Origin of the sequence: Neobacillus rhizosphaerae (genome assembly GCF_937468385.1) — a bacterium.
Classification (GTDB): Bacteria; Bacillota; Bacilli; order Bacillales; family Cytobacillaceae; genus Neobacillus; species Neobacillus rhizosphaerae.
Map to the genome: position 1 here is coordinate 51,604 of NZ_CALBWS010000007.1, position 13,849 is coordinate 65,452.

A 13,849-nucleotide genomic window follows, 5' to 3' on the forward strand; every position below is an offset into this window, starting at 1 on the left:
TAAGCCTTACACATCTCTAATATTGTACAAGCCTAGATAGTTTTAAATGATGTGCTATAACCAAATCAAAACATGACTGCCCATGTCCTAGGACCAACAATTCCATCAACCACTAGTCCTTTTCGTTTTTGGTAAGCTTTCACTGCCGCATCTGTTATCGGTCCGAAAATACCATCTGGAGTAACACCAACTGCTCGTTGAATTCGTTCCACGTCTTTACTCCTTGAACCTTTTTTTATTAAATAACCAGGGTAGGCAACGATGGAAGTAGGCGGTTTTTGATTTGGTTTGGAGGCTACGAAGTCACGGTAAGACCAGTCCAGGTCTACATCCCCAATAATACCGTTAACCTTACCGGAATTCGTATATTGCCAAATATCAGCATTTCTCCCCAGAGTGCTATTATAACGGGCAATCCACAACGCATATGTGGTAAGTCGGCTTTCATCCAATTGCTCATCTAAGAAAGCCTTACCGGTATAAAGCATTGCAACATAGCCTGCATTTGTTAACGCATCAAGGAAAGCAATAGCAGCATCCGTTAGGACCGTTTTACTTGCCCCACTTTTATTTTCTTCAAGATCTAATACAGCTGGGTAGGTAAGCTGGTTTCCTTTTATAACACTTAGAAAATAGGCTACTTCAGCTTTAGCTTCAGCTATAGTCCCAAACTTTGCATAATGATAGGCCCCAACATCGATGCTTGCACTAATTGCTTTTGGTACGTTTTCATTAAACCAAGATACAACCGAATAAGATGTTCCTTCTGTTGCTTTCAAGAATGCAAATTTAACCCCATCTCCTGCTACCTTGTTCCAATCGATATTTCCATTCCAATGGGAAACGTCGATTCCTTTAATTTGAGTCATTATTCATCACCTCTATATTTTTTTATGTTATTTATAAGGAATTACTTGTACTACTCACTAATTTGCGCGTTTGCAAAACAATTTTTGATTAAAATATGGCCAGATTCCTTTTGGAAAAATTGATTGGCTCAATTTTCGATGATTATGGCTCATTTTTACAAGTTATTGGCTCATTTTTCAATGGGTTTGGCTCATTTCTTCACGATATTGGCTCATTTTCTTGGATTATTGGCTTTTTTACCAAATAAACCCAATCCCAACCCCATTTTCCATAAAAAAAGAATCCGCAGAAAAAATATACGGATTCAATAACTGTTTATATATATTTGGTTTGATACAATCTTGCTTATCCTTAGCCGATAGAGCCTTCCATCTCAAACTTTATGAGACGATTCATTTCAACGGCATATTCCATTGGTAATTCTTTTGTAAATGGCTCGATGAAGCCCATAACAATCATTTCTGTCGCTTCTTGCTCAGAAATACCGCGGCTCATTAGGTAGAAGAGCTGCTCTTCAGACACTTTAGAAACCTTTGCTTCGTGCTCAAGAGAAATGTTGTCATTTAAGATTTCATTATATGGAATCGTATCGGATGTCGACTGATTATCCATAATTAATGTATCACATTCAATATTAGAACGGGCCCCATCTGCTTTACGGCCAAATTGAACGATACCACGATAAGTAACTTTACCACCGTGCTTAGAAATCGATTTCGATACAATCGTGGAAGACGTATTTGGAGCTAAATGAATCATTTTTGCTCCAGCATCCTGGTGCTGGCCTTTACCGGCAATCGCAATCGATAACGTCATGCCGCGGGCGCCTTCACCTTTTAAAATAACAGCTGGATACTTCATTGTCAGCTTAGAACCGATGTTGCCATCAATCCATTCCATTGTTGCGTTTGCGTCACAAACCGCGCGCTTAGTAACAAGGTTAAAGACATTGTTTGCCCAGTTTTGAATCGTTGTATAACGGCAGTAAGCATCCTTTTTAATAATGATTTCAACAACGGCGCTGTGTAAGGAATTCGTTGTATAAACCGGAGCTGTACAGCCCTCTACATAATGCACATGTGCTCCCTCATCCACGATGATTAACGTCCGCTCGAATTGTCCCATGTTTTCGGAGTTAATCCGGAAGTAGGCTTGTAACGGCGTATCCACTTTAATACCTGGTGGTACATAGATGAATGAACCGCCAGACCAAACGGCAGAATTCAAGGCAGCAAACTTGTTATCTGTTGGTGGGATGGTTTTTCCAAAGTGCTCACGGAAAATATCTTCATTTTCTCTTAAAGCAGAATCCGTATCTTTAAAAACGATACCTAACTCTTCTAGTTCTACCTTCATATTGTGGTAAACCACTTCGGATTCATATTGAGCCGAAACCCCAGCAAGATATTTTTGCTCAGCTTCTGGAATACCAAGCTTATCAAATGTAGCCTTAATTTCCTCAGGTACTTCATCCCATGACTTCTCAGATTTCTCAGATGGTTTTACATAATACGTAATTTCATCAAAGTTTAAAGAAGACATATCTCCGCCCCATTGTGGCATTGGCATCTTGTAAAAATGCTCAAGTGATTTTAAGCGGAAGTCGAGCATCCATTGCGGTTCGTTTTTCAGCTTTGAAATCTCTTCAACAATTTCACGTGTCAAACCACGCTTAGACCGGAATATGGAAACGTCTTTATCGGCAAAACCATATTTATAATCACCGATATCAGGCATTTTTTTCGCCATCGTCGAGTTCCTCCATTTCTTAAACGAATAGGACCTAAAAATGTCCTATTTCATCCTATTCTTGTTCCTCTTCCTTCAATCCTTTTTCCATGGCCTTCCACGCTAGTGTGGCACATTTAATGCGGGCTGGAAACTTACAAACACCCTGAAGTGCTTCAATATCACCTAAATCAAGATCATCATCGTCGTAATCGATTCCCTGCATCATATCAGAAAAGATCTTCGCTAGTTTTAAAGCTTCTTCGATTTTTTTTCCCTTAATTGCTTGCGTCATCATCGAAGCAGATGACATCGAAATCGAGCAGCCTTCCCCTTCTTGCCTTGCGTCAACCACGATTCCATTTTCCACTTTTAGAGTCAATTGAATGCGGTCACCACAAGTCGGGTTATTCATATTAATGGTATGACTGCCATCTTCAAGAATACCGCGATTGCGGGGATTTTTATAATGATCCATAATTACTTGCCGGTATAATGTATCTAAATTATTAGAAGACATCGCTGAAATACTCCTTTGTTTTGACAAGTCCTTCAACTAATTTATCTATATCTTCTTCCGAATTATATAAATAGAAACTTGCACGTGCAGTTGCTGAAGCCTTAAGCCACTTCATCAGCGGCTGAGCACAATGATGTCCAGCGCGGACAGCAATTCCTTCCGCATCCAAAACAGTTGCCACATCGTGCGGATGAACATCCGCTAAATTAAACGTAACCATCGCAGTTCGTTTGGCCTGATCGAGTGGACCATAAATGGTCATGCCCTCAATAGTAGACATTTTTTCTAACGCATAAGCAGCAAGCTTATGATCATGCTCGGCAATATTGTCTAAACCAATATCATTTAAAAAGTCGATGGCAGCTCCAAGACCGATGGCACCGGCAATGATAGGTGTTCCGCCCTCAAATTTCCACGGCAGTTCCTTCCAGGTTGATTCATACAATTGTACAAAATCAATCATTTCGCCGCCAAATTCAATTGGTTCCATGTTTTCAAGCAGATGTTTTTTTCCATATAGGACGCCAATTCCAGTAGGACCACACATTTTGTGTCCTGAAAAAGCAAGAAAATCACAGTCCAAATCTTGAACATCTACTTTCATATGCGGCGCACTTTGCGCCCCGTCAACGACCATGATAGCGCCATTTTCGTGGGCAATCTGAGCTATTTCTTTAACAGGATTGATCACGCCAAGGACATTCGATACATGCATAACAGACACAATCTTCGTGTTAGCCGTAATGGTCGCACGGACATCATCCAGTGAAATCGTTCCGTCTTCTTGAAGTGGAATGTATTTCAATTGAGCTCCCGTCCTTCTTGCCACCTGCTGCCACGGAATGATATTACTATGGTGCTCCATATAAGTAATGACTATTTCATCGCCTTCTTTTAAGTTTGCTGCAGCATAGCTCGCTGCAACAGTATTAAGGGATGTCGTCGTTCCTTTTGTAAAAATAACTTCTTGAGTCGATTTGGCATTGATAAACTTACGAACCTTTTCCCGTGCACCTTCGTAAGCATCCGTTGCTCTTGTTCCTAATGTATGCACACCACGGTGAACATTGGAATTGATTTCACGATAATATTTTTCAATCGTTTCAATTACTTGGAGTGGCTTCTGTGATGTAGCAGAACTGTCTAAATACACTAACCTGTTGCCGTTCACTTCTTGGTCTAAAATGGGAAATTGTTTGCGAATATCCTGGATATTCATTAGCGAACTTTCCTTTCAATCACTTCTGTTAATTGTTTCTTTACTCCTTCAATTGGTAGCTGTTTCACCACAGGAGCTAAGAAGCCGTGAATGACCAAACGTTCTGCTTCTGTTTTTGAAATCCCGCGGCTCATTAGGTAATACAGCTGTACTGGGTCAACACGCCCAACAGAAGCGGCGTGACCAGCCACAACATCATCTTCATCAATCAAGAGAATAGGATTGGCATCACCGCGTGCTTTTTCACTGAGCATTAATACACGTGAAGTTTGTTCTGCATCAGATTTAGAGGCCCCGTGTTCAATTTTCCCAATTCCGTTAAAGATAGAAGTTGCACTATCCTTCACAACACCATGATTTAGGATAGTCCCAGTTGTATGTTTGCCAAAATGAACAACCTTCGTAGTGAAGTTTTGTGTTTGCTCCCCGCGTCCGACAACAACCGTTTTTGTATCGCCATTAGAACCATCGCCAAGTAAATTGGTTGTGTTTTCCGAGATCGTATTTCCCTCGTTCATCAAACCAAGTGCCCATTCAATGTTAGCATCTCTGCCGGCAACACCGCGGCGATTGACATAAGTGGTAACTCCCTTAGCCAAAGTATCAACAGCACCATATTGAATCTTCGCATTCACATTCGCAATCACTTCGGTCAAGATGTTGACTAAAGTATTGGATGTTTCTATTGTAGAAATGTAATTTTCTACGTATGTTACTGAACTGTTGTCATCTGCGACAACAATAACATGATTAAATAGATTGGCTTCAGCATCATCGTGGACATAAACAGCTTGAATCGGTTCAGTAATTTCCACATTTTTAGGAACGTATAAGAATACCCCGCCATTCACAAGTGCCGCATGAAGAGCAGTTAAGCGATGTTCATCAACGTTAATAGCCTGTGTCATGAAATACTTTTTCAACTGTTCGCCATGTTCCCGTGCTGCTGTAAAAATATCGGTAAAAATAACACCTTTGCTTTTTAAGTCTTCTGATAAAGCTAAATAAGCAGGAGTTTGATTTCGTTGAATATACAAATTCTTATTTTTAGCATCCAGATCAACTAATTCCTTTACTTCTTCCGGCAGGTCAGCAAGTGATGGATAGACATCGCTTTTAACGGTATGTTGATTGAATTGCGTGAAATTCCATTTATCGATTTTCGTTTTATCAGGTCTAGGCATTGGCAATTGATCTAAATCATTTAATGCCTTTAGACGAAACTCTTCAAACCATGCAGGCTCGTTCATTTCTTTTGAAAAAGAACTGACAAACCCCTTATCAAATGGTAATTTTGTTTCTATTGTCATTTTAATCCTCCTAACACTCTCTTACGCTTCTTGCCCAACTGTTTCATCTTCAATTCCGAGCTCTTGCTTGATCCAGTCATATCCTTCTGCTTCTAAGCGTTGTGCCAGTTCTGGTCCGCCTGATTTCACAATACGACCTTGCATCATAACGTGCACATAGTCAGGAGTGATATAGTTTAAAAGACGTTGATAATGGGTGATCACTAGGCAGCCAAACTCTTCGCCGCGCATTTCATTGATTCCCTTTGAAACAACCTTGAGGGCATCGATGTCTAATCCGGAGTCGATTTCATCCAAGATTGCAATTTTTGGTTGTAACATCATTAATTGCAAAATTTCATTGCGTTTTTTCTCCCCGCCTGAGAAACCTTCGTTTAAATAGCGTTGTGCCATATCGAGATCCATTTCTAGGAATTCCATTTGTTTGTCCATTTGACGGATAAATTTCATTAGGGAAATCTCATTTCCTTCGCCAAGGCGGCTATTGATGGCTGAACGTAAAAAATCAGCATTCGTTACGCCGTTAATTTCACTTGGATATTGCATCGCTAAGAATAGACCTGCACGAGCGCGCTCATCTACTTCCATTTCAAGGACATTTTGTCCGTCTAACGTAATGTTTCCACTAGTTACTTCATATTTTGGGTGCCCCATGATTGCTGAGGATAACGTGGATTTACCAGTACCATTTGGACCCATGATTGCGTGGATTTCCCCACCCTTTATTTCAAGGTTTACACCTTTTAAAATTTCTTTCCCATCAATTTCTACATGTAAATCTTTGATCGTTAAAGTTGATCCAGCCATATCTATACCTCCGAAAAGAAAGTTTTGTATCCTGTAGACCGCTTTGGTCTCCATTTCTATTCTCATTTTATTCTCATTCCAATCTTATAACAAATGAAATGTATTAGCAACTCTAAAACAGTAAAAACAGTGTTGCTATTTTCATTAACCAAGCTGTAAATGAGAATGAGAGTATTTTTTTAGAGAAAATTCTGATAATAATCTATTAGGTGAAATACAACCGATAAAAATCATACCTCATTTTTCGGACATTTCCAACTGAATAAAATTGTTAAACCCATTCTATTTTCACCCAATTAGCAGGATTCATGTATGTAGTCACCTGCCTCAATAGAAAGAGGAAAAGCCAGTGAATTATTCACTGGCTTTTGTCTTTCTTCCTATTTATATATTACTTAGAAACCGGCACCACGGCACCTTTGTATTTTTCAAGAATGAAGTCTTGAATTTCTTTTGAATGAAGAACTTCGACAAGTGTTTTGATAGTTTCTTTGTCTTTGTCCTTAGAACGAACGACAACAAGGTTTGCCGGTACAACATCACTGCCTTCAAATGCAATACCATATTTTCCGATGTCAATACCGCCTTCTAATGCGTAGTTCGTATTAATGACAACCGCATCACCTTCACCGCTGTCGAAGGAAGATGCTAATAATTTTGCTTCAATTAATGTTGAGAAATCAAGTTTTTTTGGATTTTCGACAATATCCTCAACTCTCGCATTTGCGCCAACGCCTTTTTTAAGCTTAATTAAACCTTCTTTTTCAAAAATAGGTAAAATACGTCCATGGTCACTTAGTGAATCACTCATAATAATTTTTGCACCTTTTGGAAGGTCTTTTAAACTTTTATATTTTTTAGAATAAATTCCGATTGGTTCCTTATGAATTTCACCAACACTCACAAAATCAAAATCCTTATTTTCTTTCATTTGCAGTTCTAAATACCCTGGTGTTTGAAAATAATTTGCATCGAGTTCTTTATCCCTTAACGCTACGTTTGGTAGGATATAATCTTGAAAAACTTTTACTTCTAGATCAATGCCTTTTTTCTTTAATAGAGGTTTTGCCGCCTCTAGCACTTCCGCATGCGGTACAGAAGATGCACCAACAACTAATTTCTTGTTACCATCTTTTCCTGCCGTATCGTTTTTAGCACCGCCGCACGCTGTTAGAGCAAATGCTAATAGTGCAATTACAATCAAACTAAATACTTTTTTCATTAATTAACCCCTCCTGTTATCGTTTATCTGTTTTCTTTGTAAAATAATCTCCAACAAATTGGATGATAAAAACTAAAATTAAAATCGCAATCGTTGCAACTAAGGTGACAATAGGTCGATTGCGTTGAAAACCTTCAAGGTAGGCAAAATGTCCAAGTCCGCCAGCCCCAATGACTCCGGCCATTGCTGTAAAGCTGACTAGAGAAATGGCTGTGACGGTAACCCCTGAAATCAATGCTGGCAAAGATTCCGGTATTAATACTTTAAAAATGATATGAACATGTGTTGCACCCATCGATTGCGATGCCTCAATAACACCTTTATCGATTTCCCTAAGGGCTATTTCTACCATTCGTGCATAAAAAGGAGCTGCTCCAATAATTAGGGCTGGTAGCGCCGCATTTGCACCGAGCATTGTCCCAAGCAATAATTTTGTAAAAGGAATTAATAAAACAATTAAGATAATAAAGGGGATGGATCTGAAAATATTAACAAAACCAGCAATAATAACATTAACAGTCCGATTAGCCCAGATATTACCTTTATCTGTTAAAAACAACAGCAGACCAAGAAATAATCCTAAAATAAATGTTGCAAACACTGAAATAGACGTCATATAAATGGTTTCACGTGTTGCTTCTATTAATTGTTCCCAATTTACCATTTCCATAAAGTTAGCCATTACTGATCACCTCCACGCCTACTTGCTGTGAGTGAATATAATCGATGGCTTTCTGTATTTCGCTAGATAGCCCATCCAAGTGGATAAATAATGTTCCGTAGGATCCGTTTTGCGTGTGTGATATTTTTCCTTGAAGAATATTTACAACAACATTGAAATCCTTGATGATGTTTGTGATTAATGGCTGTTCTGCTGCTTCTCCAATGAACGAGAGCTGAACCACTTGTCCAGACGGATAAAGTTCCAGTAGATGTTTAATTGTTTCTTTCGTTTCTTCCGGTTCTGTTACCTGTTGGACAAACCTTTTTGTAATTGGCTCTTGTGGATTTTTAAATACATCTAACACGGAACCAAGCTCAACTACTCGACCACTTTCCATCACTGCCACCCGGTGGCAGATTTTACGAATAACATGCATTTCATGGGTAATTAAAACAATTGTCAAACCGAGCCGTTTATTGATATCGACTAATAATTCCAAGATGGAATCTGTCGTTTGCGGATCGAGTGCTGAGGTCGCTTCATCACAAAGCAATACTTTTGGATTATTCGCTAGTGCCCTAGCAATCCCAACCCGCTGTTTTTGTCCGCCACTTAGTTGGGATGGATAGGCATTTTCTCTGCCTTCAAGACCAACTAGTTTAATGAGCTCAGCGACCCTGTTCTTTCTTTGCGTTCCGTTTACACCAGCAATCTCTAAGGGGAACGCAATATTTTCGCTAACTGTCCTTGACCACAGCAAGTTAAAATGCTGGAATATCATGCTGATTTCTTGACGTGCCTCCCGAAGTTCAGCTCCCTTAATCTTCGAAATAACCCGTCCGGCCACGGTGACACTTCCATCCGTTGGCAGTTCCAGTCCATTCAACATGCGAATCAAGGTGCTTTTCCCAGCACCACTGTAACCAATTACTCCGAAAATTTCTCCTCCTTGTACTTCAAGGTTCACATCATCAACAGCTTTTAATTCACCCTGTTTGGAAGGAAAAATTTTGCGGACATTTTTTATTGAAATCACCTAAATCACCTGCTTCTTATCCGATTCACCTAAAATTCTGAAAGATATTGGTGTGAAATACTATTAAATATAGACTTTGACTGTTTTATAGAAAAGATTCTATTTTGAAAAAATAAAAAGCCTCTCTGCACAGGCAGAAAGGCATCATAAATATAATCCTTTCTCCCATCTCCCAAAGCAATCGCTTTGTGTGAATTGGCACCATTTCAATATAAATATTGACGGTTGCCGGGCTTCATCGGGCACATCCCTCCACCTCTCTTGATAAGAGTTAACAGCATTCTATATTCAATTAACACATTAAATTATATAAGTAACGATAATACAAAAGCTATCGTATCATGGATAAAAAGAGGTGTCAATGTAAATTTCTTTATTTTTGGAAAATAAATTCTTGACTATTAGGCATTTGCTTTCAATGAAGCCAATCCGGTTGCTGCCTCAATGGCTGATTCGAGATCTTCAATTAAATCTTCGACATTCTCAATGCCGATGGACAGGCGAATTAAATCCTCAGATACTCCTGCCAATTTGAGACCTTCCGCATCCAATTGCTGATGAGTTGTACTTGCCGGGTGAATGATTAAGCTTTTTGCATCTCCAACGTTGGCAACGTGGGCCCATAATGTAATCGAATCAATCAGTTTTGCACCTGCTTCTTTTCCACCCTTAATACCAAAAATAACCACCGAGCCTGCGCCTTTCGGTAAATACTTTTTGGATAATTCATAATCAGGATGGGATGATTGCCCTGGATAGGAAACCCACTCAACGGCAGGATGATTTACTAAATATTCCACAACCTTGCCTGTATTGGCCACATGCTCCTTCATTCGAACATGAAGGGTTTCAAGTCCAAGTACAAACTGGAACGAATTTTGTGGACTTAAAGCTGGTCCTAAGTCACGTAGTAACTGAACCCGTGCTTTGATAATATAGGCAACTGCACCTAGAGCCTCGGCATAAACAAGATCATGGTAGCTTGCATCTGGAGTCGTGAAGCCAGGGAACTTCGGTGAATTCCAATCAAATTTCCCGCCATCGACAATGATCCCGCCTGTTGTTGTGCCATTACCTAAGAGCCATTTGGTCGCCGAGTGAATGACAATGTCTGCACCGTGCTCTATTGGTCTGCAAAGAAATGGTGTGGCAAAAGTATTGTCAATAATTAACGGTACCCCGGACTCATGGGCAATATTCGCTACTTTTTCTATATCGAGGACGCGTAAGCTGGGATTACCGATTGTTTCAGCAAAGACCGCTTTTGTCTTTTCTGTGATTGCCGTGCGGAAATTCTCAGGATTGTCGGCATCGACAAATTTCACTTTAATTCCATACTTCGGAAGAGTAATAGCAAATAAATTATAGGTTCCACCATAGAGATTCGAGGCGGAAACAATTTCATCGCCTGCTTCGGCAAGGTTTAATATCGCTAGCGTAATCGCGGCCATGCCGCTTGCAACCGCGAGTGCTCCGACGCCGCCTTCCAATAGCGCAACTCTTTCTTCAAAAACAGTGGTGGTTGGATTGTGTATCCGTGTGTATATATAACCAGGTTCTTTTAATCCAAATAGGTTTGCCGCATGCTCAGTGTTTTTAAATTGATAGGCATTGTTTTGATAAATAGGAACAGCACGAGCACCAGTCACCGGATCTGGAGACACCCCACCATGAACACTCAATGTTTCAAAACGATACTTCTTTTGATTTTCTCCCATTCCTCTCGCTCCTTTTAACAATGTAATAAACAAAACCCCCGCTTCATAAGAAGAGGGGGTCTCTCTCCTTATCTCCCAGAGTAAAATTACTCTGCTGGATTTAGCACCGTGTTATTAACCGGTTGCCGGGCTTCAAAGGGCCAGTCCCTCCGCCACTCTAGATAAGAATGCTTTATTTAATTGTTTTTTATTGATAGAATATTTAAACAATACATTACAGGAAGATTAATTCCGAGTCAATACCTTTGATTAAATTATTTTTGCAAGCTCAGGTTTCTCTGTCTTTGTTAAAAAGAAAATCGATTCGAGCAATAACTTGACCCGTAACGGCGCTGACACCTTTACCTGTCTATTCTTCTCAAGAACCCTTAACCTTTCCTTCCCTGCTAGCAGCTGTTCCATTGCGGTTAAATTTCCACTGATTTCATATTTCGTCTGCGATTCCTCTGACCCCTGGAGGATAAAAATCCCGCCATTTTTTATCACTAAATGAATGGTTTGCTGCTTACAATTTAGTGTCACTCGTAAGTCTCCTTGGAATAATAATAGCTGGACGTGCCCCTGCTCTTTGATATTTTCGAGAAAGGTTTTAACGGTTTCAATCATATCCACCACTCCGGTCAACTTTCATATATATAATATTCAGTAGCGAGTTGTGGAATCCTTTCATTATTGCTCGACAATTAATTCGCTTTGGTAGGGTTTTTCCAAGCTTTCCTGAGAACTATGTCGAATTTCTAGGAACAGAGGCGTAGTTGCACTTATGCCTGATAGAAGGTTATACTCTCCTATCGGCAAAAAAAAAAAAACAGTTGCCACAAAGCACCTGTTTAATTCAAATATTCTTTTATTTTTTCCAGCAAGAACGGGACTGAATGAAAAGCGTAAAGCGTTTCTTTCACACTGCCATCTTGCACAAACAGTAGGCATGGTACACTTTCAATCGCCAAATCTTTTGCAAGCTCCGGATGGAAATTTAAGTTCATTTTACCCATTTCCACGACTACCAGCTCAGCAATCACTAAAAGCATTTTCGAAGCTAGCTGACAAGTACCGCATAATGGGGTATAAAAATAAATCAGTCCAGTTCCTTTCTTATCAAGGAAGGCAGAAAATTCACGTTGATTCCATTCATTCATAAGACAACTATCCCATTTCTAAATACTCTGTATGCACATCAATATTTGCTCCCAATAGAACGGTAGCCAAGTGATGCAAGGGAGCGGTAGCAACCTCTCGATACATTCGATCAATATATATATGTTCAGCTTGTGGAAATTCTCGCTTAAATTGCTTGCGAAGCTTCTCGCCCGCTTTATCTGCATCAACAAGAATATAGATATCCTTGTCTTCGAGGAAGTCAATCCATTCATCTAATTTTGTCATACTGATGGTTCCATTTGTACAAATGATTTCTACTGGTTCCTTCACTACTATTTTTACCTTATTTTTATCTGACTTCCCTTCAACAATAAGAACTTTGTCAACATACGAATCATTCATATCCATCACCTGTAATAGAAGTTGTTTATGTTAACATATTCTAAAATATTGATTACGTGTGCATTCTTCTTAGTATGTTAACTATATCATTATTGTTATGTTAAAAATAGGTATTTGCACATTGATGTGATCACTCGTTACCTTCTTTACATTTGATTATAGATTTCCCAATTTTAGTAGAAGAAAAAGTGGAAATATAAGAGAAAAAGCACCTTCTTCAGGTGCCTTCCTATGATTATTAGTCTTCCTTAGTCATTTCTTCATATTGTTCTGCAGTCATTAGCTTGTCTAACTCACTGCTATCGGAAAGTTCAACCACAATCATCCAAGCCTTTTCATATGGTGATTCGTTAACAAATTCAGGGCTGTCGCCTAAATCCTCGTTCACTTCTACAACCTTGCCACTGACTGGTGCATAAAGCTCAGAAACTGTTTTAACAGATTCAACACTGCCAAATGGTTCATCAGCAGATATTTCATCGCCGACTTCTGGAAGCTCAACGAAAACGATATCGCCTAATTCGTGCTGTGCAAAATCAGTGATACCGACGCGCACTCTTTCTCCTTCAACCTTTACCCATTCATGTTCTTCAGAAAAACGTAATTCTTTTGGTGTACTCATTAGCTAAAATCCCTCCATTGTTTTTTTCTATAATCTATCATCGAAATAATTCGATTTCCGCTAGTAAATGAGTTGAAAATCCGACTCACAGCCACATTTTCTCGTACTCTTCTGGTTTAAAGCCCACCGTGACGTGTTCTCCATCAGTTAAAATCGGCCTTTTGATTAACATGCCATCAGATGCAAGTATATCAAGCAGTTCATCCTCAGAAGCAGACTTCATTTTATCTTTTATCCCTAATTCGCGGTATTTTAAACCACTCGTATTAAAAAACTTCTTCAAATCCAAACCGCTTTTTTGATAAAGCCCCAGCAATTCAGCACGCAATGGGGGATTATCAACAATATGTACTTCCTCATAGGAAAGATGATGAGCATCCAGCCATTTCTTCGCATTTCGACATGTTCCACATTTCGGATACCAGTAAAATGTCAGAGACATCCGTTTCACCGCCCCTACCATTAAATCAATAACGTTAATTGTATCACTTGAATATTACCATAATTTTTTTCTAGCGCAAAAAATAATACGCTTTCACAAAATAAATTCGACTAATTTCGTAAAAATCCTGCATCCATACGATAATTATTTTACAAAAATAATAAAAGTCCCCTCCATAAAGAAGGGAC

15 protein-coding genes and 2 riboswitches are annotated in these 13,849 nt (G+C 39.3%); all 15 genes read right to left on the bottom strand.

Features of this window, described 5'->3' with window-relative positions:
* Positions 1–65: 65 nt before the first annotated feature.
* The 15 genes from M5A78_RS07850 to M5A78_RS07920 all read right to left on the bottom strand — a co-directional run bounded on the left by M5A78_RS07850 (position 66) and on the right by M5A78_RS07920 (position 13,661).
* Complete coding sequence (locus tag M5A78_RS07850) at positions 66–869, bottom strand: GH25 family lysozyme (RefSeq protein ID WP_248734731.1); 804 nt, start codon at positions 867–869, stop codon at positions 66–68.
* A gap of 352 nt (positions 870–1,221) precedes the next feature.
* On the bottom strand, positions 1,222–2,619 hold the full coding sequence (sufB, locus tag M5A78_RS07855; protein ID WP_248734732.1) for a Fe-S cluster assembly protein SufB: 1,398 nt from the start codon (positions 2,617–2,619) through the stop codon (positions 1,222–1,224).
* 55 nt (positions 2,620–2,674) lie between these two features.
* Complete coding sequence (gene sufU, locus M5A78_RS07860) at positions 2,675–3,118, bottom strand: Fe-S cluster assembly sulfur transfer protein SufU (RefSeq protein WP_248734733.1); 444 nt, start codon at positions 3,116–3,118, stop codon at positions 2,675–2,677.
* Positions 3,108–4,337, bottom strand: coding sequence for a cysteine desulfurase (locus tag M5A78_RS07865; RefSeq protein ID WP_248734734.1), 1,230 nt, complete (start codon positions 4,335–4,337; stop codon positions 3,108–3,110). The genes sufU and M5A78_RS07865 overlap by 11 nt, the downstream gene beginning before the upstream one ends.
* Entirely contained in the window at positions 4,337–5,647 is a 1,311-nt protein-coding gene (sufD, locus tag M5A78_RS07870) for a Fe-S cluster assembly protein SufD (protein WP_248734735.1), read from the bottom strand. Before sufD ends, M5A78_RS07865 begins: the two co-directional genes overlap by 1 nt.
* 21 nt (positions 5,648–5,668) lie before the next feature.
* On the bottom strand, positions 5,669–6,454 hold the full coding sequence (gene sufC / locus M5A78_RS07875; RefSeq protein ID WP_248734736.1) for a Fe-S cluster assembly ATPase SufC: 786 nt from the start codon (positions 6,452–6,454) through the stop codon (positions 5,669–5,671).
* Between the two features lie 391 nt (positions 6,455–6,845).
* Positions 6,846–7,676: a MetQ/NlpA family ABC transporter substrate-binding protein gene (locus M5A78_RS07880; protein ID WP_248734737.1), complete on the bottom strand. Its 831-nt coding sequence runs from the start codon at positions 7,674–7,676 to the stop codon at positions 6,846–6,848.
* Positions 7,677–7,692: 16 nt separating this feature from the next.
* The gene (locus M5A78_RS07885; protein ID WP_248734738.1) at positions 7,693–8,358 is read right to left on the bottom strand and encodes a methionine ABC transporter permease; all 666 of its coding nucleotides are present in this window, start codon (positions 8,356–8,358) and stop codon (positions 7,693–7,695) included.
* Positions 8,351–9,376: a methionine ABC transporter ATP-binding protein gene (locus tag M5A78_RS07890; protein WP_248734739.1), complete on the bottom strand. Its 1,026-nt coding sequence runs from the start codon at positions 9,374–9,376 to the stop codon at positions 8,351–8,353. Before M5A78_RS07890 ends, M5A78_RS07885 begins: the two co-directional genes overlap by 8 nt.
* A 162-nt stretch (positions 9,377–9,538) precedes the next feature.
* Positions 9,539–9,647, bottom strand: a riboswitch (SAM riboswitch).
* Positions 9,648–9,777: 130 nt separating this feature from the next.
* Positions 9,778–11,094: an O-acetylhomoserine aminocarboxypropyltransferase/cysteine synthase family protein gene (locus M5A78_RS07895; RefSeq protein WP_248734740.1), complete on the bottom strand. Its 1,317-nt coding sequence runs from the start codon at positions 11,092–11,094 to the stop codon at positions 9,778–9,780.
* Between the two features lie 65 nt (positions 11,095–11,159).
* A riboswitch (SAM riboswitch) is annotated at positions 11,160–11,262 on the bottom strand.
* An 81-nt stretch (positions 11,263–11,343) separates the two neighbouring features.
* A complete protein-coding gene (locus M5A78_RS07900; protein ID WP_248734741.1) occupies positions 11,344–11,700 on the bottom strand; it encodes an SCP2 sterol-binding domain-containing protein in 357 nt (118 codons plus the stop codon).
* Between the two features lie 224 nt (positions 11,701–11,924).
* Complete coding sequence (locus tag M5A78_RS07905; RefSeq protein WP_248734742.1) at positions 11,925–12,233, bottom strand: thioredoxin family protein; 309 nt, start codon at positions 12,231–12,233, stop codon at positions 11,925–11,927.
* A gap of 7 nt (positions 12,234–12,240) precedes the next feature.
* Complete coding sequence (locus tag M5A78_RS07910; RefSeq protein WP_248734743.1) at positions 12,241–12,597, bottom strand: toprim domain-containing protein; 357 nt, start codon at positions 12,595–12,597, stop codon at positions 12,241–12,243.
* A gap of 238 nt (positions 12,598–12,835) precedes the next feature.
* A complete protein-coding gene (gene gcvH, locus M5A78_RS07915) occupies positions 12,836–13,219 on the bottom strand; it encodes a glycine cleavage system protein GcvH (RefSeq protein WP_248734744.1) in 384 nt (127 codons plus the stop codon).
* An 85-nt stretch (positions 13,220–13,304) separates the two neighbouring features.
* A complete protein-coding gene (locus M5A78_RS07920; RefSeq protein WP_248734745.1) occupies positions 13,305–13,661 on the bottom strand; it encodes an arsenate reductase family protein in 357 nt (118 codons plus the stop codon).
* Positions 13,662–13,849: the final 188 nt, after the last annotated feature.